Source organism: Phyllobacterium sp. T2-21, from assembly GCF_055378485.1.
In genome coordinates this window covers 508,032-530,184 of sequence record NZ_AP027912.1, presented here as the reverse complement: position 1 = coordinate 530,184, position 22,153 = coordinate 508,032, and the positions used below count along the sequence as shown (strand labels likewise).

Annotated in this window: 17 protein-coding genes; 4 read left to right on the top strand and 13 right to left on the bottom strand. The window is 59.2% G+C overall.

The genetic code is table 11. The features are described from left to right. Window positions 1–12: 12 nt before the first annotated feature. From trxA to ACZ5FP_RS02625, 13 genes are all read right to left on the bottom strand, one after another. Window positions 13–336 carry a thioredoxin gene (gene trxA / locus ACZ5FP_RS02685; protein ID WP_105734109.1) on the bottom strand — a complete coding sequence of 108 codons (324 nt, stop codon included), beginning with the start codon at window positions 334–336 and terminating at the stop codon, window positions 13–15. Between the two features lie 75 nt (window positions 337–411). After that, window positions 412–3,915 carry a double-strand break repair helicase AddA gene (gene addA / locus ACZ5FP_RS02680; RefSeq protein ID WP_464661981.1) on the bottom strand — a complete coding sequence of 1,168 codons (3,504 nt, stop codon included), beginning with the start codon at window positions 3,913–3,915 and terminating at the stop codon, window positions 412–414. Then, window positions 3,912–7,055 (bottom strand): double-strand break repair protein AddB, encoded by a 3,144-nt coding sequence (gene addB, locus ACZ5FP_RS02675; protein WP_464661979.1) that lies wholly within the window; start codon window positions 7,053–7,055, stop codon window positions 3,912–3,914. Before addB ends, addA begins: the two co-directional genes overlap by 4 nt. Beyond that, window positions 7,048–7,779, bottom strand: coding sequence for a nucleotidyltransferase family protein (locus ACZ5FP_RS02670; protein ID WP_464661977.1), 732 nt, complete (start codon window positions 7,777–7,779; stop codon window positions 7,048–7,050). The genes addB and ACZ5FP_RS02670 overlap by 8 nt, the downstream gene beginning before the upstream one ends. Beyond that, window positions 7,780–9,291: a tRNA (adenosine(37)-N6)-threonylcarbamoyltransferase complex ATPase subunit type 1 TsaE gene (gene tsaE / locus ACZ5FP_RS02665; RefSeq protein ID WP_464661976.1), complete on the bottom strand. Its 1,512-nt coding sequence runs from the start codon at window positions 9,289–9,291 to the stop codon at window positions 7,780–7,782. It abuts the gene before it with no gap. Window positions 9,292–9,298: 7 nt separating this feature from the next. Continuing rightward, complete coding sequence (locus ACZ5FP_RS02660; RefSeq protein ID WP_464661975.1) at window positions 9,299–11,830, bottom strand: sensor histidine kinase; 2,532 nt, start codon at window positions 11,828–11,830, stop codon at window positions 9,299–9,301. A 207-nt stretch (window positions 11,831–12,037) separates the two neighbouring features. Next, window positions 12,038–13,438 (bottom strand): adenosylhomocysteinase, encoded by a 1,401-nt coding sequence (gene ahcY, locus ACZ5FP_RS02655; RefSeq protein WP_223613974.1) that lies wholly within the window; start codon window positions 13,436–13,438, stop codon window positions 12,038–12,040. A 142-nt stretch (window positions 13,439–13,580) separates the two neighbouring features. Then, entirely contained in the window at window positions 13,581–14,378 is a 798-nt protein-coding gene (locus tag ACZ5FP_RS02650) for a glutamate racemase (RefSeq protein ID WP_464661973.1), read from the bottom strand. 1 nt (window position 14,379) lies between these two features. After that, window positions 14,380–14,694: an HPr family phosphocarrier protein gene (locus tag ACZ5FP_RS02645; RefSeq protein WP_105734117.1), complete on the bottom strand. Its 315-nt coding sequence runs from the start codon at window positions 14,692–14,694 to the stop codon at window positions 14,380–14,382. Between the two features lie 13 nt (window positions 14,695–14,707). Continuing rightward, window positions 14,708–15,109, bottom strand: a complete 402-nt coding sequence (locus ACZ5FP_RS02640) for a PTS sugar transporter subunit IIA (RefSeq protein WP_091879322.1) — start codon at window positions 15,107–15,109, stop codon at window positions 14,708–14,710. 184 nt (window positions 15,110–15,293) lie between these two features. Beyond that, window positions 15,294–15,752, bottom strand: a complete 459-nt coding sequence (locus ACZ5FP_RS02635; protein WP_464661970.1) for an HPr kinase/phosphorylase — start codon at window positions 15,750–15,752, stop codon at window positions 15,294–15,296. Next, on the bottom strand, window positions 15,752–17,539 hold the full coding sequence (locus tag ACZ5FP_RS02630; protein WP_464661969.1) for a stimulus-sensing domain-containing protein: 1,788 nt from the start codon (window positions 17,537–17,539) through the stop codon (window positions 15,752–15,754). The genes ACZ5FP_RS02635 and ACZ5FP_RS02630 overlap by 1 nt, the downstream gene beginning before the upstream one ends. A gap of 147 nt (window positions 17,540–17,686) precedes the next feature. Then, entirely contained in the window at window positions 17,687–18,406 is a 720-nt protein-coding gene (locus ACZ5FP_RS02625; protein WP_288191879.1) for a response regulator transcription factor, read from the bottom strand. A gap of 330 nt (window positions 18,407–18,736) precedes the next feature. On the opposite strand from ACZ5FP_RS02625, the gene ACZ5FP_RS02620 reads away from it, so the two are divergent. The 4 genes from ACZ5FP_RS02620 (at window position 18,737) to lysM (ending at window position 22,084) form a co-directional block, all read left to right on the top strand. Further along, on the top strand, window positions 18,737–19,129 hold the full coding sequence (locus tag ACZ5FP_RS02620) for a GFA family protein (protein ID WP_223613969.1): 393 nt from the start codon (window positions 18,737–18,739) through the stop codon (window positions 19,127–19,129). A 224-nt stretch (window positions 19,130–19,353) separates the two neighbouring features. Then, the gene (locus tag ACZ5FP_RS02615; protein WP_464661967.1) at window positions 19,354–20,967 is read left to right on the top strand and encodes a phosphoenolpyruvate carboxykinase; all 1,614 of its coding nucleotides are present in this window, start codon (window positions 19,354–19,356) and stop codon (window positions 20,965–20,967) included. A 111-nt stretch (window positions 20,968–21,078) separates the two neighbouring features. After that, window positions 21,079–21,516 (top strand): alternative ribosome rescue aminoacyl-tRNA hydrolase ArfB, encoded by a 438-nt coding sequence (arfB, locus tag ACZ5FP_RS02610; RefSeq protein ID WP_392082891.1) that lies wholly within the window; start codon window positions 21,079–21,081, stop codon window positions 21,514–21,516. A gap of 109 nt (window positions 21,517–21,625) precedes the next feature. Next, on the top strand, window positions 21,626–22,084 hold the full coding sequence (gene lysM / locus ACZ5FP_RS02605) for a peptidoglycan-binding protein LysM (protein WP_464661964.1): 459 nt from the start codon (window positions 21,626–21,628) through the stop codon (window positions 22,082–22,084). Window positions 22,085–22,153 lie beyond the last annotated feature (69 nt).

Below are 22,153 nucleotides of genomic sequence, written 5' to 3'. Positions count from 1 at the left end.
TATGACTTCGGCTTATGCGGCTGAATTACGGATCCAGTCGCTGAGCTTGCTCTTGGGAGCAGCGCCAACCAGATTGGCAGCCAGTTCGCCATCCTTGAACATCAGCAATGTCGGAATGGAACGCACGCCGAACTGGGCTGCAAGTTCCGGATTCTCGTCGATGTTGACTTTGGCAATCGTGACCTTGCCAGCCATTTCCGAAGCGATTTCTTCAAGGGCAGGGGCGATCATCTTGCAGGGGCCGCACCACTCGGCCCAGAAATCAACAACAACAGGCTGACCTGCCTGAAGTACATCGGACTGGAAATTGCTGGTGTCGATCTTGACGGTAGCCATCGGCTTTTCCTTATCGGTTATTGAATGTTGCCCATCATGTGGTGAGTCTACCCACCCGCGTCAAGCTCGGTCATCTCACGATGCGGTGAGACGGGCAAGGGCGGCCTGCATCTCATTCACCGGAATATCGATGAGATGGGGGCCTTCGGTGAACAGCAGAGCAGCCTCCACGCTCTTTCCAGGATAAAGCGGCTCCAGCAATTGCCGGTAGAGTGCCAGCTGCGCCACATAGGCGTCGGGCACCTCTTTCAGGCTGCGCGGCGCCGGGCGGTTGGTCTTGTAATCGACGATCAGCACGCGGCTTTCGCTCACTGCAAGCCGGTCAATGACGCCGGATACGGCATGATCCTTGCCGCGCAGATGCAACGTGCCCATGACTGCGATTTCGGCGAGGGAACCGGGCGCGAAGACCGGCGCGAAACGCTGATCGTCCATGACGGCGAATGCCGATTGCAGGGCGCTTTCGATTTCTTCAGGCTTCCAGTCAAAGGCAGCGCGGGAGAGATACCGCTCGGCGGCAGCGCGGCGCTGGGCGGCAGGCAGATTGGGCAATGTCTGTAGTAGCGCATGGATGACCGTACCGCGCCGGATCGCAAAAGCGGGATCGGTGCCCTCCGCGCCGAGAACCGGCGAGCCGGTGACCAGCGGCTCTTCCTTTTCGGGCTCGATCAGAAGAGACACGCCGGACGGCGCCAGCGGGCGCGGCAGCCCGGCCTCCCTTGCCATCGGCGCACGATACCGGGACGGGAAAGGCATAACCGATGCCGCCGGCACCAATTCCGGCTCCTGCACCGGACCACCGGTCCGCGGAGTCTCGCGGTAACGTTTCGCTACGATGCCCTCAAACGGATGATCGAACGGTTCGCTCACATCCGTCAGCGCCGCATCGACAAGACCGTGCCATGTATCCGGAGACTGGCGGGCACCACGATAGCCGCAAACGATCAGACGATCTTCGGCGCGGGTCATTCCGACATAAAGAAGACGGCGATATTCCTCTTCTGACCGTACTTTCAGGTTTTCGACAATCGACCCCGTAAAGGCCGTCGCATAGGATTTCGACGGCACGAAAAGGAAGCCCTTGCCCTGCCATCCCTCTTCTTCCCTCATTGGAAACGACAGAAGATTGGGCGTGCGCCCGCCCGATGAAGCGGAACTGCCGGAATCAACCAGGAATACCACCGCAGCTTCCAGTCCCTTGGCTGCATGGACTGTCATGATGCGCACTTCATCCCGGCTCTGGTCGAGTTCGCGCTTGATCTCGGGCGTGGCGGCCTCGAGCGTTTCCAGAAAGGCCTGCAGCCCGGGAAGACCGGTCTTCTCCGTGGCGATGGCATAGTTCTGGAATTCGTCGATCACGTCGCCAGCCTCGTGCCCAAGCCGCGCCAGAAGCTCGCGCCGCGCACCGCCGCTGCCAAGAATATCCGCGTAGAATTCGAACACCGGCACCGTATCGGCACGGTTGCGCCACTCCTGCAGGCGCTTGGCGACGGCCGCCAGCGCAGGATCGCTCTTGGCCCGGATCGTCAGGCGCTGATGCAGGGTTTCGTTTTCCGCCCGCCCATGCGCCAGATGGAAAAGCTGGTCATCGTCCCATTTGAAGATCGGGCTCTTGAGCAGTGCCGCCAGCGACAGATCATCGGAGGACAAGAGCATGAAACGGCCAAGCGCCATCAAATCCTTGACGGCGATATGGTCCGTCAGTTTGAGCCGGTCGGCACCTGCCACTGGTACATGACGCTTCTTCAACTCGCGCGACAGGGCAGGCATGAACTGATCGCGCTTGCGCACCAGAACCATGATATCGCGCGCCTGCAGACGCCGGTTCTTGCCTTCGATGACCTCGCCGTTTTTCAACCAGAGATCGATGGTCCGGGCGATCTGTTCGGCAAGGCGAACCGGCGGCGCGGGAAGGCTGTCGACCGGTGTGCGCCAATCCTCCTCCTGTTCCGTGGTTTCGGGCGTGAGCATATCCCAGATCTGCACTTCACCTGGATCGCCGGACCGGATCGCCGTGTGGACAGTCGCCCCGTGATCGGCACCAAAGCCGCGATTGGCTTCAGGCCGCTTGAACACGGCATCCACTGCGGACAGCACGTCGGGCACGGAGCGGAAGGAGAAGTTCAGATTGACCCTGGAGAAACTCAGTTCGGCATTTTCGGCGTTCTTCTCGGTTGCCTTGCCATGGCGAGCGAAATCTTCCGGGATGGCGCCCTGAAACGAATAGATGGACTGCTTTTCGTCACCCACGGCGAACAGGGTACGCCGGACGGTGCGTGCGGTACTGCCGGAAAAAAACTCCTCGCTGAGCAGGCGGATGACCCGCCACTGGTTGGGGCTGGTATCCTGCGCCTCATCGACCAGAATGTGATCAATGCCCTTGTCGAGTTTGTACTGCACCCACGGCCCGGCATCCTGCCGCGCCAGCAGCGCCACCGTGCGCACGATCAGATCATCGAAGTCGAGAAGGCCGCGCGCCCTTTTCATCTGCTGGTAACGGCCGATCAGATCGTCGATCAGCACCAGTGCCGACAGGGTCAGCCGGATCTGCCGCAGCTGCTTCAGGCGATCCAGGCCGCTGAAAACCCTGTCCGCTGCCTGGTCATAGCGTTCGATGAAATCGGGAATGCGGTCGGTCACGCCCTTCGACGCGACATAGCTGCCGGTCTTGGGATCACCTGTTGCTTTCAGAAAGGCGGCGCGCAGCACCTCTTCACGCTGATCGATTTGATCATTCACCTTGGCAAACCGCAGCAAGAGCGCAAACTCCTGGGCCCGCGAAGCGCCCTTCGGCACCGCCATGATATCGTCCAGCACGCCCTGCGGGAATTCCGGAACCGGCCAGAGGGTGGACAGGATATCGTCTTCCGTCTCCGCGCCGGTGAAACCAAACTGGGCAAAGAAGAGGGGACGCCGCAGCGCATCATGACCCACGTCGCGAATGAACTGCGTCAGGTCATGGCGCTTGTTGACGGCTTCATCGAGTAGTTCCTGCAACCCGAATTCGCCGGCCGCGTCCAGGACATCGTTGAAGGCGGCCGCAAGCTCGACATTGCCGTCAAGCCGCGCCGTCTGCAGCAGTTGGCGGCGTGCTTCCCCCACCAGAGCCACCTGCATCATGTCATCCATCAGCTCGAAATGACCGGCGATGTTCGCTTCCAATGGAAACTGATGCAGAATGGCCTCGCAGAAGGCGTGGATCGTCTGGATCTTCAGCCCCCCAGGCGTTTCCAATGCCCGGGCAAACAGGCGGCGCGCCTGCGCCAGCCGCGCGGGTCCGGGACGCTTGCCATCGATTTTCTCGATCGTTTGCGCCAGTGCCTCCTCATCCATGGTTGCCCAATCGGAAAGCCGGGCAAAGACACGGTTCTGCATGACGGCTGCTGCGGCCTTGGTATAGGTCAGACATAGTATTTTCGACGGATCGGTGCCGTCGAGCAGAAGGCGGATGACGCGCTCAGTCAGAACGTGTGTCTTGCCTGACCCGGCATTGGCGGACACCCAGACGGAATCCACCGGATTGGCGGCACTGTTCTGGTCGGCAATGGTTTCCCTGGGGATGTTGAGCGGCTTTTTCACTCCCCGCCCTCCCCGCCATCGTCAGCGCCGCCCGCCGACCATTCCAGCACCCGCGCGAGGTGATCGTAGTCCCCCGTCAGATCGCTTTCCTTGAACGGCAGGGCGCGCGACAGATAACCCTTTTGCGGGTCATGATAGGCAACAAGCAGTTCATTCAAGCGGAGCCACGCAAGCACACCGAGCTCAGGCGCAGTCTTTTCGCTCTTGCTGGCCGCTGTTCCCACCTTGAGAATCGATTCCGGATCAACCCTGCCGTTTGGCCGCAAGCGCACATAGAGCAGATCCGAGGCCTGACGTGCACCAACTTCGTGAAAGGCCCCGCGGGCGAGAAGCGCCGCTTCCAGTGCCAGCTGCGGCGAGAGCAGCACATGGGCCTGCTTGCGCGAGGGGGTGGAGCCGGTCTTGTAATCGATGATTTCAACCGTGCCGTCCCGCATCAGATCGACACGGTCGGCACGGCCGGAAAGCGTGACACCTGACGCTTCGACCGGGATTTTCTTCGAGGCGATTTCCGGATGGCGCTCGGCCAGCAGCGGCGCCCGTTCGCGCTCCCATTGCAGGAACTCGGGCACAAGGTTCAGGAAACGCGGCCACCACACCGCATCGATTTCCTCCGGCAAGGCGATGTCATCGAAATAGCGCCGGCCAATCTCCGAAAGCCGGGCAGCCGCATCGGCACGAACCGGATCGATACCCTGTTCGGTGAAATGCGCCAGAATGTTGTGAAACAGCGAGCCGCGCTCCGCCGCATCGGGATCGCGGATCAGCGGCTCGATGGGACGCAGGCGCAGGATGCGACGGGCGAAGATCGCGTAGGGATCGCGCCGCAGGGTTTCGATTTCCGTGACGGAAAAATGCTTTGGCCGCGCCTCGAGCGGCGGCTTTGGCTCCGGCCGTTTGACAAAATCCTCATCCGGCGCATCGTCGATATCCCGGGCCCAATGCAGATATTGCGCACCGCGTGCGCGCAATTCATCACCGGCCTTCTTGCCAAGCACCGTTTCCAGCCGCTGCAACCAGCGCGATGCAACGGTTGGCGCATTGGCCGAGCGCTGCGCCCGGCTGAGAATGACCCGCTCCATGCCGAGCGCCATCTGGAAATCATGCGCCGCAAGGCCGGTGCGCCGTTCCGGCGGTTCCAGGTTGATGACAGCTTTCATCGGCCGGGACATGAAGGGGTCGTTGCGGGTCTTGCCCGGCCAGGACCCCTCATTCAGCCCGCCGATGATGACGGTATCGACGGTCTGCAGGCGCGCTTCCAGCGCACCCCAGATGAACAGGCGCGGATGGGCACCGGCCTTGGGTTTCACCACCTCACCCGCCATCAGGGCTTCGATCATTGCCGGCCATTCAACCGGCATGAAATCGAGACCGGAATCAGCGGAGACGAGATTGCGCAGAAAGGCGGCGAACTGTTCTCCGGCAGCGCCGGTATAAAGCCCCGATATATCACCCCTGTCATCGCGGACCAGATTTTCGAGGCTGGCAATTGTCGCCCGGACGATATCCGATATTTCCACGGATTCGCCGACCTGCGTGAAGGCACTGAGCTCAAGCATGCATTGCCCGAGCGCCGCGCAGACGATCCGTGCGGCCTCAATGCGCTGCGCGGAGATCTGGCGCAGCCAGGCAGGCTCGAAGGGTGACGCACTGCCTTCGGCAAGACGCCGCTCGAAGAATTCAGCCAGTCCTGCCAGGGTCGCGCGTCCGGTGCCGCCGCGCAGGGCAATGAGTTCAATGGTTTCCGCCGCCTGCCGGACGGCGTTGCGGTCCATGCCGAGCCGCGTCAGCGGATGCTTGAGCAGAGCCAGCAGCACGACAGGGTCACCCGGATTGAACACCGTTTCCAGGGTGAGGCGCAAGAGCGTTGCCGGCTGGGTTTCGCGCAGGGCATGACCGCCGGAATCATCGGCGGCAATGTTGAAACGCGCGAGTTCACTGGCCACACGCCGGGCGAGATCCCGATCCGCCGTAATGAGCGCCGCCGTCTTATCGGGTGTCTCAATGGCATCGCGCAGGGCGATCGCCACTGCCAGTGCTTCCTCGCGTTCGTTGGCCGCCTCGATCAGGGCGACGGGCGCGACCGCCGCGGAAAACGCGTTGCTTTCCCGGTTGATAGCACTCCACGCCTCGCTTGTTTCGGCAGGGCGCATGGCTTCCGCCAGCAAGTGCTCGCGTGCCCGCTTCTGCGGGCTGACCGTGCCGAGACGGACAACGTCCTGGCGCAGGACGCCAAGCTCGGCCAGAAGCTTCCTCAGGCCGAATTGCGGATGACCAAAGATGGACGGATTGTCCTGCGTGTTGGCCAGCACCTGCCAGCTGGTCTCATCCATATCGCGATCAAGCCCCGGCAGGACCACCGCACCTTGCGGCAGGGCGGCGATTGCGCTGAGAAGATGTGCCGTGGCTGGGATCGAGCCGGTGGAACCCGCAGCGATGACCGGGCCATCGGGCGGGCTGCGCAGAAGCCGTTCCGCTTCCAGTTCAATCAGCTGATTGCGGTGGGCGGCGGGATTGGAGCGGTGCCGCTCATTGAGAATATCCGGCCAGAGACTGGTGACGATGTTGAGGAAATCCAATGTTACCTGCCACCACTCCGGCAGTTCCTCCGAAACGATGTTCGACAGCGTGCTCCAGCCGCTTGCCTCTGTCTCCACCTGATCCATGAGCCCGGCCAGATCACGCGCCAGCCAGATGGCATCCGCCGTGGTCGCCGGAATGGCAATGTCCTCATTGCCGAACAGGGCACGGACATGCTGCGGCAGGCGCTCCCGCCACGGCCGCACCAGCCGTGCAAGCAGAAGCAGCCGCTCCGTCGAACTGACCGGCGGCAGCAGATCAAAAAACGCGTCCGACCCCATATCGAACATCGCCGCATCCTCGTCTACGTCACCGAGCGGCCGGATGACGGGAAGGATCGCGGATTTCACCGGACTCTTTTCAACAAGCAGCGAGCGCAGGGTCCGCGCCGCGCGGCGGGTCGGCACATAAATCGTCGCCCCGGCAAGCGCCAGCGGATCGGCGGGATTGGCCGGAAAACCGGGAATGAGATTGCCGGACAGAATCGCGTCGACCAGAGCGGGAAGAAAGGGGTCGCCGGGCGCTATCGAGAAAATGCGTGGACTGTGGCGCTCAACCATGGGTCTCCTGCCCGAGGCCTGCAATCACGGCTTCCGCCTCTCCGATCGCCTCGGGCGTGCCGACGGTTAGCCAATGGCCCTGCATCGGCATCCCGAAGAGACGCCCGGCACTGATGGCTTCATCGAAATAGCGATTGAGCGACGCGCGCTCCACCGGCTTTCCTTCAAAGAGACGCGGATGCGTGATCGCAGCCCCGGCATAAATATAGGGCGATACGTCACCTTCGCGGAAGCGCTGCAGCCTTCCCTCGGCATCCACGGTAAAGTCGCCGCGGCCTTCATACCCGGTCGCCTGATCCATGCGCGCCACCATCACAAGAATGTCCATTTTCGAAGCATCCCATGCTTCGGCGAGACGGACAAGATTGGGACGGGGCCCGTCGATCCAGAATGTATCGGCGTTGAGAATGTAAAAGGCGCCCTGACCGATCAGGGGCAGGGCTTTGACGATGCCGCCAGCCGAATCGAGCAGTTCAGCCCGCTCGTCCGATATGGCGATTGCCGGCGAGCGCCGCGATCCGAGATGCTGTTCCATCTGGTCGGCGAGATAGTGAACATTGACCACCGCGCGCGCAACACCTGCCGCGTTGAGAGCATCAAGCCCCCAATCGATCAATGATTTGCCGGCTACCTTTACCAATGGTTTTGGCATCGTATCGGTAATCGGACGCAAGCGTTTTCCGAGGCCCGCAGCCAGAAGCATCGCCGTATCGGGTATCGTCATTCACTGCAACTCCAGGGAAAGAAGGTCCATCTTTTCGCACCATTCACGGACAGGTGCCAATGATGGATGGTCGAGAGCGCCGGCCAGATAAGCCTGGATGCGCGGAAGATGCTTGAGATAATAGGGTTTGCCGTCCCGTTCATCGAGCCGCACAAAAATTCCCAGAATCTTGGCATTGCGCTGCGCCGCCATGATGGAAAAGGCCTCCAGGAAGGCACTGTCATTGAAAGAGCTGTCGCGGGACTGCCGTTCCTCGATATAAGCGGCCAGCAGGTGTTGCTGAAGTTCAGGCTCGACCGTTACGCGCGCATCGAGCACCAGAGACGCCACGTCATAGGCGGATGGACCAATCATCGCATCCTGAAAATCGAGAAGTCCGACGCGGTCGATGCCGCTGGCCTCGCTGCGCCAGAGGATGTTGGGGGAATGGAAATCCCGCTGAACGAGACTTTTCTCCGAAGAACGAAGCCGACTAAATACAGCATCCCAAGCGGCAACGTAGGCCGCCTTCTGTTCCGGCGCCAGCCGGAAGCCCGCCATCCGCGGAACATACCAATCCGACAGAAGCTCCACTTCGATCATCATGGCGTCGCGGTCGAAATCATGGATATGATGGGTATAGCCTTTGGCAATCTCGATGTCGCGCGCCCAGGAGCGCTCATGCATGCGCGCCAGCAACCGCACAGACGCCTCATACCGTTCGACGATGGGGGCGCCATCCGCATCGAGTATGCCTTCATTTCCAAGATTCTCGAGCAACAGGAAGCCGTTGTCGAGATCGTCGGACATGATCTGCGGAACATAGAAGCCATTGGACCGCAGGAGATGGTTGACCGCAACGAACGCCGTCACCGACTGGGAAAGATGGGCGATCTGCATATAGGTCTTGCCGTCGCGCAGGATCGGTCCGCCGGGATTATAGGGCGAGTTCATGAGGATCAGCGGACGTTCACAGCCTGTATCGATCGTCTCGTAGCCGCGTGCGGAGGCATCGCCAAGCAGATAGCGGCGGTTTGCGTCGGCATATCCCGCGCGGCCAAGGAATGTGCGTATGGCGAGCGAGCGCTGCAGCCTTGCAAGGGCGGCGTCTTCCCCCTCAATCTCGACCGTGCGGCCATTGCCATCATGGAGCAGATTGATGTGGATCGCCGGCTTGGCCAGCACCTCATCGGCCCGCTCCGGCCATTCCACCAGAACTGCGCCGTCCTCCAGTGCTTCGTCCAGCCCAAGCTCGTCGATTTCTTCGCTGGAAGACAGCCGGTACAAATCCACGTGACTGATCGGCAAACGCAGTTCCGGATAGGATTGCACGATCGTGAAGGTGGGGCTTGGAACCTCATAGGCACTGTCATTGGCAATGGTGCGGATCAGCCCGCGGGCCAGCGTCGATTTGCCGGCCCCCAGATCGCCGGACAGCGTGACAAGATCGCCCTTGACCAGCGCCAGCCCGATGTCCTGACCAAGCCGTTCCGTGTCTTCTGCCGTTGCAAGCTGGAGTGTCAGGGACGTCATGGGCGCCTTATTCAGCAGCGATGCTGAAGGTGCGTGCTTCCAGCGGGAACCGGCAGGTCACCAGCGTGCCCCTGCCCGCGGCACTGCTGATATCGACCTTGCCGCCATGCAGCTCCACAAAGCCTTTGACGATGGAAAGGCCAAGACCGGCACCGCGCTTGCGGCCACCGTTCGGATAGGGCTGGAACCGCTTGAAAATACTGTCCAGCACATAGTCCGGCATGCCGGGTCCGTTGTCCTGAACGCTGAAAACCATCTCATTCTGTTCCCGCCCGCAGGTCAGTGTGATCGTGCTGCCTTCGGGAGCGTAATTGGCGGCATTGCTGAGCAGATTGGCAAGCACCTGCTTGACGCGGCTGGCATCGGCACGGAAAGAACCCGCGCCGGATGCAATGCGGGTGTCGAGCAGGATGTTATGCTCCTTGAGGCGTTCGGCTACTTTTTCAGAGGCAGTGGCGACGGCATCGGCGACGGAGACGTCACTGATATCCAGCTCCATGATACCGGCATCAACCGTGGCGAGATCGAGAATATCGTTGACGATGGTCAGCAGAACCGAGGACGATGTGCCGATATGGTCGAGATAATCGCGCTGACGCTCGTTCAGCGGGCCGGTCATCGGCGTCTGCAAAAGCTCGGTAAAGCCCATGATGTTGGTCAGCGGCGAACGCAGCTCATAGGAGACATGCTGGACGAAATCGTTCTTCAGTTCATCCGTGCGCTCCAGCGCTTCGTTCTTTTCCTTCAGCGCCCGTTCGACCCGCACGGAATCCGTCACGTCGACGAAGGTCAGCATGGTCTGGCCGCTCGGCAGCGGTGCTGAGGCAAAATAGAGGATTTTTCCGGTCGTCAGCTCGACATGACCTGACAGGGACTCGCGTTTGTCGTCAAAGCCTGTGACGGTCGTCACAAAGCTTTCCCATTGGGTTGCATCGGAAACCGGCTCGCACAGGCGGCGGATCGCCGAGATATGCATGCCTTCGGCGACCTGTTCGGCTTTCAGTGACCAGAGCGATGCAAAGGCGGGATTCGACAGGCGAATCTTGCCATCGGAACCGAACACCGCCACACCTTCGGCCAGATGGTCCAGCGTCTGTCCCTGTACCTTGATCAGCGTGTTGTAGCGGCTTTCCAGCTGCAGCTTTTCCGTCAGGTTCTCGAAAACCCAGGTGACGCCGCCCTTGGGCTGCGGATTGACGATGACGCGCAGGGTGCGGCCATCGGTCAGATGCCACAAATGCTCCTGCGATTCGACCGAATGATAGGCCGAAAGCATGGAATCCTTCCAGCGGCGCCAATCCGGCTGTTCCGGCAATGTGCCGTCGCTGCGGAAGCGGTCGAGCAGCATGGCATTGTCGGGCCGGCTTTCCAGCAGCGAGGTTTCCAGCCCCCACAGCTTGGCAAATGCCTGATTGAAGAATTGCAGCTTCCTGTTCGCATCGAACATGGCGACTGCCGAATTCAACTGGTCCAGCGTGTCCGAGTGATTGAGGACGGTGCGCTTGAATTCCTCGCGCACCAGTTCTATGTCGCTGACATCATTGGCCAGACCGGCGGAACCGGCGCTGCTTGCGACATCGGTGACCCGGAACACGTGACGATCGCCGCCGACCACCGTCGACAGTTCATCATGGAAAGGCCGGCTTGCCGCTTTCTCGCGCTCGATACGCTCGCGTGCCTGTACCCCGAACAATTCGCGTGTCTCCGCCACGGCAACATGCACGTCACTGACATCAACCGCCTTGGCATAGGCCATGTTGACCCAATTGAGCTTGCCGCTCCTGTCGCGGCTCCAGGCCGGCATTTCCAGTTGCTCCAGCAGTCCCCGCAATGTGGTCAGGGCTTCGTTGAGCTGATAGTTTTCCGTCTTGAGCAGCGCCTGGGTGGCGCGCGCCTCGCCGAGGCTGATGAAACGAACAATGGCATAGCCGCCGGACGTGCGGCCCTGGACCTCCAGTGGCGTTCCCTTCGACGTCTCGACGACGATATCGAAGGCGCGCGCCTTGCCGCGCAGGGCCTCGACAGAGCGATCAAGCAACGTTGCGGAATCAATGCGCAACCAGCGGCCAAAAGCCAGAAACAGCGAGCGGTCTTCGGGAACCCCGATTTCCTGCGGCAGGCTGCCGACGAGATTGGGCGCCGTGGAGCTGCCTTCCCACACAACCACCCGTTGATCCTTCAGATTGAGCAGCGCTTCGCCGCGCTGAACCGCGACATTGAGATCGGCAACCTTGTCGCGCAACTGCCGATTCTCGCTGGCAATGCGACTGCGCTCGCGGATCAGCCAGCCCGCCGACAACAGGGCCGCGCCCATCGCCCCGAGGAACATGGCAAACTGGATGACTTCGAACGTGCCGAATGCGACCCCGAATGGGGTGTTGATCTTGCCAAGCGGATCATCGGCATGGGCGGCGGAAGACATGGCGCCAAGGATAGAAACAGTCGAGCCAGCTCCCGCCAGCACAGTCCGCAGTTTCTTCAGCACCCGCTTTCCGCGTGTTGCCTCTTTCCCGCGAACATCCCCATCACCAATCTTCATATCAACCGTCGTCGCCCCATCCTGACAGATATCTCATGTTCCAACCCATCTGATTGATCCAACCATTTGGCCCATCTGGAAGAAAGCTATCCCGAATCACTACAATAAACCCTTGACGAATCGACGGGAAGAACTCCGCGCAAAAAAGAAAGCCGAAGAATTTGTCAATCCTTCGGCTTCCATATATTGTGTGTACTGGTTAACAGATTAATATCTGTAGTGGTCCGACTTGAAAGGACCATTCGGTGTGACACCGATATAGGCAGCCTGTTCGTCCGAAAGGGTCGTCAATTTCGCACCAAGCTTATCGAGATGCAGGCGCGCGACCTTTTCATCGAGATGCTTCGGCAGGACGTAGACCTCATTCTTGTACTGCTCACCGCGGCTGTAGAGCTCGATCTGAGCCAGAACCTGGTTGGTGAACGATGCGGACATGACGAAGCTCGGATGTCCCGTTGCGTTGCCCAGATTGAGCAGACGGCCTTCGGAGAGAAGCAGCATGCGCTTGCCGTCCGGGAACGAGATCATGTCGACCTGCGGCTTGATGTTGTTCCACTTGAGGTTGCGCAGTGCCGAGACCTGGATCTCGTTGTCGAAGTGACCGATGTTACCGACGATCACCATGTCCTTCATCTTGCGCATGTCATCGAGCTTGATGACATCCTTGTTGCCGGTCGTGGTGATGATGATGTCGGCGGTCGGTGCGGCATCTTCAAGCGTGACCACTTCGAAACCGTCCATCGCAGCCTGCAGCGCGCAGATCGGATCAACTTCCGTGACCTTGACGCGTGCACCGGCACCGAGGAGCGACTGGGCCGAACCCTTGCCCACGTCGCCGTAGCCGCAAACCACGGCAACCTTGCCGGCCATCATGACGTCGGTGGCGCGGCGGATGCCGTCCACCAGCGATTCCTTGCAGCCATACTTGTTGTCGAACTTCGACTTGGTGACGCTGTCGTTGACGTTGATTGCCGGGAAAGGCAGGAGGCCCTTCTTCTGCAACTGGTACAGACGGTTCACACCGGTTGTCGTTTCTTCCGTGACACCCTTGATCGCATCGCGCTGCTTGGTGAAGAAGCCCGGCGTTTCCTTCATGCGCTTCTTAATCTGCGCAAAGAGGATCTCTTCTTCTTCGCTGCCCGGATTGGACAGAACGTCTTCACCGGCTTCGGCGCGCGCGCCGATCAGGATGTACATGGTGGCATCGCCGCCATCATCGAGGATCATGTTGGAAGGCTGGCCATCCGGCCACTGGAAAATCTTGTCGGTATAGGTCCAGTATTCTTCCAGCGTTTCGCCCTTGACGGCGAAAACCGGGGTTCCGGTGGCTGCGATTGCCGCTGCCGCATGATCCTGGGTCGAGAAGATATTGCACGATGCCCAGCGCACGGTTGCGCCCAGGGCCTGCAGCGTTTCGATCAGGACCGCAGTCTGGATCGTCATATGAAGCGAACCGGTGATGCGCGCGCCCTTGAGCGGCTTGGACGTGCCAAACTCTTCGCGGCTGGCCATCAGGCCCGGCATTTCGGTTTCGGCGATTTCAATTTCCTTGCGGCCCCATGCGGCCAGCTCAAGGTCCTTGACTATAAAATCCTGTTTATCGGCCATCTGTTGTCAGCTCCGTCTTTGTTTTTCGGTCCAGCCGCCATTCCGAGGCGACCGGAGGTTGCTGTTGACTATCAGATTAGGGCGGAGCGCACAATGGGATATAAAGAAATCCTTATGCGTGCATATCCGAAGGGCGGTTGTTTTATTGCAATGGCAGCGAAACAGGACTGACAGGCAGGGCGATCGCCAGTTTTGCCAGCATCGCCCGGAATGCATCCAGCGTATATTCGGCGCTTTCGGTGGCAATGGCGATGGTGGTGCCGCTGCCCTGCGTCCCCGCGCCGATGGTCTGCACGATCGCCTCGGCCGGATCCAGGAACCGGCAGGACGGACGGCTCGCCTCAAAATAGGAACGGAGCCACGGCAGGTGCGTGCTCGACAGGGTAAGCACGTCGATATCCGGATGGCTGCGAAAAACCGTGCCGAGGAAATCATCGACCTTTTGCCGGGTCGCGGCGACATTGAACAGAAAGTCGCCATTCTCGACAAGGTCGACCATGGCCGAGGCATCGATCAGGGCGACGGCATCGGGATCACCGGTATGCCTGCCGACGAACTGCCGCAACTGCGGGCTTCCCGTCATCGACTGCACGCCCATGATGCCGACCTTGCCGGTTTGCGTCATCGCCAGGGCTTCCGCCAGCGGCGGCACAACCCCAAAGAGCGGCACGTTCACCATGGATTTCAGGTCATCCATCACGGTTATCGACGGCACGTTCGAAGCGACGATGATGGCCGATGGGTCATGCGCCATCAAGAACCGCATCGTCCGGTCCATGACGGACAGCAACTCGCTGCGCGGTTTTCTCCCATAGGGAAAGCTGGCGCGATCGGCGAAATAGAGGATATCCTGCCTGGGAAGCCGCCGCCGGAACAGATCGACAATGGCATAGCTGCCGATCCCCGCATCAAAGACAGCAATCGGGCTGACGAGCGTCACATCAGGCTTCTTCGCCGAACTTATCGGCGATGAGTGCCCCGAGGGCCATCATCACATCGCTGGCCTGCCGGCCTGAAGCGCTGACCTTGATGCAGCAGCCCGGCGAGGCTGCAAGCATCATCAACCCCATGATGGAGGTTCCACCCACGGTCATGCCGTCTTTCTCGACGCGCACATGGGCGTCGTAACCATCGACGAGCTGGACGAATTTGGCGGAAGCGCGCGCATGCAGCCCGCGCCGGTTGATGATCTCGAAAGATGCAACCAGCGCATTGTCCGGATCAAACGTGCCGGTCGTTTCTCCTGTCAGGCGCATGCGTGTTCAACCTCTATTTGGCTGTCAGCACCTGACTGGCCACATTGATGTATTTGCGTCCGGCATCCTGCCCCTCGCGCAGCGACGCCGCCATATCATTGGTGACGCGTACACTCGACAGCTTGATCAGCATGGGCAGATTGACGCCGGCGATAACCTCGATCCGTCCCGATTCCATCACTGAAATGGCCAGATTAGAAGGAGTACCGCCAAACATATCTGTCAAAATGATGACGCCATTGCCGCTATCGGCACGCGCCACCGCATCGACAATGTCGCGCCTGCGTTGCTCCATATCATCATCGGCACCGATTGAGACGGTTTCCAAATATTCCTGCTGACCGACCACATGCTCAACAGCATGATGAAATTCCTCGGCCAGTCTTCCGTGCGTCACAAGCACGAGTCCGATCATTCTGAAACTGCTCCTGTTGCGCCAGCCCATTGGGTTTAGGCTTTTTTCTGCGCATTGAATGCCCCACTTGGCAGGTGTCGCATTTTGGCAGGACGAATCGCGAAGGCAAGCGGAAAAATGACTTGTGCGTGACTGTCAGTCATTTTATCGCAGGTCGTCTGTGCAACTTATTGAATTACAACAATTATTTTTTCCATACCTGCTGAAACAGCCTGGCTTCGATGGCCCGGCAGGCGGCATCTATCTCCCATTTTGGCAGAATTAGATGCCCGATTGCGACGCCTTGCAGACGCGTTGCTGCATCTTCGCCAAACCGAACCGATTGGTTCGGTTCGACCAGATCAACTAGGAGATGGAGAATGGCACTTTCCTCGAAATCCGCCCGATGCAATCCGGAACCGCGCACTTCCAATCCACCCCGCAAAATGCCGGGAGCCGTGCAGAGCAGACGCCCCGACATCTCCCGCACGGCGCATTGATCATCGCTGATCAAGGCGGCAAACATACCTCGATAAGACGCACGGTCCATCAGCGCCCGCACGACGGCGGATTTTCCCGAACCGGAGGCGCCACGGATGAGGACGCCGTGCTCGCCCACGAGCACGGCACTGCCATGGATCAATTCACCTTCGTCGTCCCGCATCAGATCTCGGCCGGGAGAATCGCGGTGAAGCGGGCACCGAGATAGTTGTCGGGATCATTGGGATCGATAATGTTCTCCGCATTCAACGTGCCGCCATGCGCCTCGATGATCTGGCGGCTGATGGAGAGTCCAAGGCCTGAATTCTGACCGAAAGCTTCGCCTGACGGGCGATCCGTGTAGAAACGTTCGAAAATGCGGTCGATCTGTTCGACGCGAATGCCCGGACCGTTGTCTTCAACCAGAATACGCACCCGGTCGCCCATATGCTGCAGTGAGACGGTGATAATGCCATGCTCTTCCGGCACGAACGAACGCGCATTCTCGATCAGATTCGAAACGACCTGGCCGAGACGCAGATCATGGCCGACCACGAAGAAGCCCTTTTTGTTGGTCGGCAGCTTGCCGACGACAAATTCGATCTGCGTATCCTTCTTGTTGCGCCGCACTTCGCGCGCAGCGGTCACGAGATTGCCCAGCAGGAACTTGAGATCGACATGTTCGGAATCTTCGCGTGCCAGCTCCGCATCGAGACGTGACGCGTCGGAAATATCCGTGATCAAGCGATCCAGCCGGCGCACATCGTGCTGGATCACATCCATCAGGCGCTTGCGCGAATCATCATTCCTGGCCAGCGGCAGCGTCTCCACGGCGCTTCGCAGCGATGTCAGCGGGTTTTTCAATTCGTGGCTGACATCGGCGGCAAAGCTCTCGATCGATTCGATGCGGGCATAGAGCGCATTGGTCATGTCGCGGATGGAGGTGGAGAGATGGCCGATTTCGTCCTGACGTTCGGAAAAATCCGGAATTTCCTCACGGTTCTTCACGCCGTGACGCACCCGGTCCGCCGCTGCCGCAAGACGGCGCAGCGGATTGGCAATGGTCGATGCCAGAAACAATGAGAGAATGGCCATAACCAGCGCGGCAACGGTAAACACCCGGATAATGGCATAACGTTCGCCCTGCACGATCTTGTCGATATCGCCGCCTTCCGTGGAAAGCAGAAGCACCCCAAGAACAGCGCGAAAACGCTGGATCGGGACCGCAACCGAAACAATCTGCTCGCCCTTTTCCGTCATGCGCACGAAGGTGGCGGGCTGTCCCGTCAAGGCTTTCACAATTTCAGGAAAGGAAGCGCCATTGCCGCCGGGTTGTTCCTGATAGATCGGCAGATCACTCCGGCGCAGCAGCCGGGTCATCCGGTTGGTCAGCCGCTCGAGAAAACTGGGCTCATCGCCATCGATCGGCGGCAGTTCGTATCGCAACACCTGCCCGCGGGAGTAGAGATGGCGTGAATCCAGCAGAAGATTCGAATCGCGGTCATAAATGCGTGCACGGGTGCGGGTCGGCTGGATCAGCTGGCGCAGGACAGGCGCCACGCGCTCGGGATTGATGGGAAAATCGAGATTATCCAGCACATCGGGCGACGGCGTTATGCTCTGTCCAGCTTGCAATTCCAGCAATTTTTCAGGGTCGACGGTGATGGAATTCGTATCGACCGTCGCTTCCGACGCGATGGCGGCCGCGATGATCTCGCCCTGCGTCATCAGGCTTTCAACGCGGGCATCGATCAGCCCGTCACGGAACTGATTGAGATACATGATGCCGGACAAAAGCACGGCAAGACCGGCAAGGTTGAGAAAGAGAATGCGGCGGGTCAGGCTGGAAAACAGGTAATTGCCGAAGAGCCGATTGAGCGGCTGCAGCAACCGCCTCAAGGCGAGCGAACGCTTCCGGCGCATGACGGCGCTCTTGCGCGTAACATTGCTGCCATGGAGTCCGGCTACCATTTCTGCCTCAGAGTATCGCAAATTGGGCTGTCTCATCGCACTCAAAATGCGCTGAGACAATCTTATTGTACTGCGGATCACGCATGGTTGACATTCCTACGCGTGATCGCCCGCCCATTTACACGCAAACAACAGGAACAATCAGAATCAAGTTTCGCGGAAGCGATACCCGACACCATAGAGTGTTTCGATCATATCGAAGTCGTCGTCGACAACCTTGAACTTCTTGCGCAGGCGCTTGATGTGGCTGTCAATAGTCCGGTCATCCACATAGACCTGTTCGTCATAGGCTGCATCCATCAGCGCATCACGGCTTTTGACGACGCCCGGACGCTGCGCCAGGGAATGCAGGATAAGGAACTCGGTGACCGTCAGGGTCACCGGCTCACCCATCCAGGTGCAGGTATGCCGTTCCTGGTCCATGACAAGCTGACCGCGCTCCAGCGACTTGGCCTGAGGGCTGCCAGGCTTTGCCACACCTTCGCGCGCAGCGACCCGGCGCAGCACCGCCTTGACGCGCTCGACCAGAAGCCGCTGCGAGAACGGCTTTGTAATGAAGTCATCGGCGCCCATCTTGAGGCCGAAGAGCTCATCGATCTCGTCATCCTTGGACGTCAGGAAGATCACCGGCAAATCGGATTTCTGGCGCAGGCGACGCAGGAGTTCCATACCGTCCATCCGCGGCATCTTGATATCGAAAATGGCCAGATTGGGCGGACGTGCCATCAACCCATCGAGTGCAGACGCGCCATCGGTGTAGGTCTCGACGCGGTAACCTTCCGATTCAAGCGCAATCGATACGGACGTCAGAATGTTGCGATCGTCATCAACGAGCGCAATGGTCTGCATTGCGGGTACTTCCCTCATGCCCTGCTTTTCCTTGTTTAAAAGGTTAAATCCGACCGTGCTTGTGCCGGACAAATTGGGTACAAAATGTGGCACAGATCAAAACTCGTGTCACCCTTTGTGATTTCCGCATGACGGCCGCAGGCAATTGCCCGCGTCATCTGCAGTGATTTCTTCCCGGTGTATGACGACAAAAGTGCACGCCATTACCGGGTAACAAGCTGCTTGTATAAACCTATTCGGGGATACACGCCTTGGGTGTATTTGGTTTCTGACCCTTGGCGGTCAATTGCCATGACAACGCTGTTCGTCGTAAACATTCCACCCGCTCGACTTCAGAGGAGGCGCAGCATGGACCGATTCACCGGTGGTTGCCTGTGCGGCAACGTTCGGTTTGTAGCGTCAGGGCTCCCGTATCGGGTCGGCCTTTGTCACTGTCTCGACTGCCGCAAGCATCATGGAGCCCTTTTTCATGCGTCGGCGATATTCCCCCGGGATGCGGTGACGATCGACGGTGAAACGCGCGACTACGCCGGGCGGTTTTTCTGTCCCCGCTGCGGCTCGTCCATATTTGCATGCACCGCAGACGAAATCGAAGTGAACCTCGGCTCGCTGGATGCCCCCGACCAACTGAAGCCAACCTATGAACTCTGGACCGTCCGTCGCGAGTCCTGGTTGCCGCCATTTCCGCTCGCGAAACGATACGACCGTGATCGTGACACAGCGAGCCGTTTCGAGGAATAGGTCGCACGACCGGTGCGCGGACAAAACCAGTGGCAGCGCTGCCCTGTGGATTTTTGCCGGTTTAAAACGATTTAAAAGAAATTTAAATTCTTTAAATCGATTAAACATTTGATACTGCTCATTTTTTCTGCTTTTGACCAGATGTAACCGCATTCATGCTGGAAGATGCATGGGGCGGCACATCTGAATTCGACCCCTGAACCTTCTTAAACAACGGCGGACACATGACTAGAGAGACCGGTATCCATAACGCGGCGATCGCGCTCGGCACCTCAGGCTTGAAGGAGCTTTCGGCGGTCTATTATAATTTCGGGGCCGCTGAGCTCTATGAGGAGACATTGCGGCGCGACGAAGCGCAGCTGACAGCACAGGGAGCGCTGGTCGCAAGAACAGGCCAGCACACCGGCCGCTCGCCGAAGGACAAGTTTGTCGTGCGCGATGCATCGACGGAAAATCACGTCTGGTGGGACAACAATGCGCCGATGACGCCGGAAGCTTTCGCCCTGCTTTATGCGGATTTTGCCGAGCATGCCAAAGGCAAGGAAGTGTTCGTCCAGGACCTCATCGGTGGTGCGGACACTGATTACAGCCTGAACACCCGCGTTATCACCGAATTCGCCTGGCATTCGCTGTTCATCCGCAATCTTCTGATCCGGCCGGATCGCGATGCGCTGGCAAGCTTCGTGCCCAAGATGACGATTATCGACCTGCCGTCGTTCCGCGCCGACCCCAAGCGGCATGGAACACGCACGGAAACGGTCATTGCCGTCGACCTGACACGGATGATCGTTCTCATCGGCGGTTCGGCCTATGCCGGCGAAATGAAGAAATCGGTTTTCACCGCGCTGAACTATCTGCTGCCTGCAAAGGGCGTCATGCCCATGCACTGCTCGGCCAATGAAGGTCCGGCTGGCGATACAGCCGTCTTTTTCGGCCTTTCCGGCACCGGAAAAACAACACTTTCGGCTGATCCGTCGCGGACATTGATCGGCGACGACGAACACGGCTGGGGCGAGCACGGCGTTTTCAACTTCGAGGGCGGCTGCTACGCCAAGACAATCCGCCTTTCGGCCGAAGCAGAACCGGAAATCTACGCAACGACGCAGCGTTTCGGTACGGTGCTTGAAAATGTCGTGCTTGATGAAAACCGGGTTCCGGATTTCAACGATGGCTCCCTGACTGAAAACACCCGCTGCGCCTATCCCCTGGATTTCATTCCGAATGCATCCAAGACCGGCAAGGCAAGCCATCCGAAGAACATCATCATGCTGACGGCGGATGCTTTCGGCGTCATGCCGCCCATTGCCAAGCTGACCCCGGCACAGGCCATGTACCACTTCCTGTCCGGCTACACCGCAAAGGTCGCCGGTACGGAGCGCGGCGTGACGGAACCGGAAGCCACCTTCTCGACCTGCTTCGGCGCACCATTCATGCCGCGCCACCCCTCCGAATACGGCAATCTGCTGCGTCAGCTCATCGCCGAACACGGCGTTGACTGCTGGCTGGTGAACACCGGATGGACTGGCGGCGCCTATGGCACAGGCAAGCGCATGCCCATCAAGGCAACCCGCGCGCTTCTGACCGCAGCGCTCGACGGTTCGCTCAAAGGTGCCGAGTTCCGCACCGATCCGAACTTCGGTTTTGCCGTGCCGGTGGCTGTTCCCGGTGTGGACGAAGCCATCCTTGATCCGCGCTCGACCTGGGCTGACAAGCAGGCCTATGACATGCAGGCCAAGAAACTGGTTGACATGTTCGTCGTCAATTTCGGCAAATTTGAAAGCCACGTCGATAGCGATATCCGCGCTGCCGCACCGCACACGCCGGTTGCTGCCGAGTAATCCAACGCCCGTTGCGCGATCGAGGCCCCGCTGTTTACCAGCGGGGCCTTTTGCTTTTCCGTGCCTGGAAAGAACCTTTCCGCCCGGAAAAGATTAGGATACCAATCCCCTATGGACGAGAACCGCAACCAAATCAAAATCACCAACCGGATCTTCATTCATGAGGATGATCTGGAGGAGAGTTTTATTCGTTCGGCGGGTCCCGGCGGCCAGAACGTCAACAAGGTCTCAACCGCCGTGCAGCTGCGTTTTTTTGCGGCACGGGCTGGTTTGCCCGAGGATGTACTGGCGCGGCTCCTGAAACTGGCCGGGCAGAGAGGCACCAAGGACGGCGATGTGCTTATCGAGGCCAGCCGCTTTCGCACACAGGAGCGCAACCGGGAAGATGCGCGCGAGCGCATGGTCGCATTGATCGCCAAAGCGGCAGAACCGCCACCGCCGCCACGCAAGAAAACCAGGCCGACAAAAGGATCTGTCGAGCGCCGCCTCAAAGTAAAAGCAGGACGATCCGATGTGAAAAAGATGCGTGGACGGGTCAAAGGAGATTAGGGTCAGGAACAGAACGTGAGCGACTGTCGTTATTCTTTGCTTTTCAAGATCGATGGGGAATGTAACAACGCTATTCGTCGGTTTGAACAATCAACAAGGAGAGCCAGACATGGGACTATTCGATTTTGTTAAATCAGTCGGCAAGAAAGTCGGCATCGGCAATGACGAGCCCCAGGCGGGCGATTTGAAGAAAGAGCTCGATTCGCACAATCTCGGAACGGACAAAGTTGACGTCGTCATCGAAGGTGACAAGGCTATCCTCAAGGGCAGCGTTACCAACCAGGAAATTCTGGAGAAGGCCATCATTGCCGTTGGCAATTCGCTGGGAGTTTCCAAAGTCGACACGGGTGCGTTGACGATCGACAACACAACCACCGGTTCTGTGGCCAAGGATCCCGTCTTCTACACGGTCAAGAGCGGCGACAATTTGTGGAAGATCGCGGAAGCGGTCTATGGCAAGGGCAAGGGCGTGAAGAACACCGCAATCTTCGAAGCCAACAAACCCATGCTGACCAGCCCGGACAAGATTTATCCCGGCCAGGTTCTGCGTATTCCGTCCATCGACTGATAGCGCCGATTTCATGCAAAGACCCGGCTTGTCCATAAGTCCGGGTCTTTGCCTCCCTCCCGTCAGGTT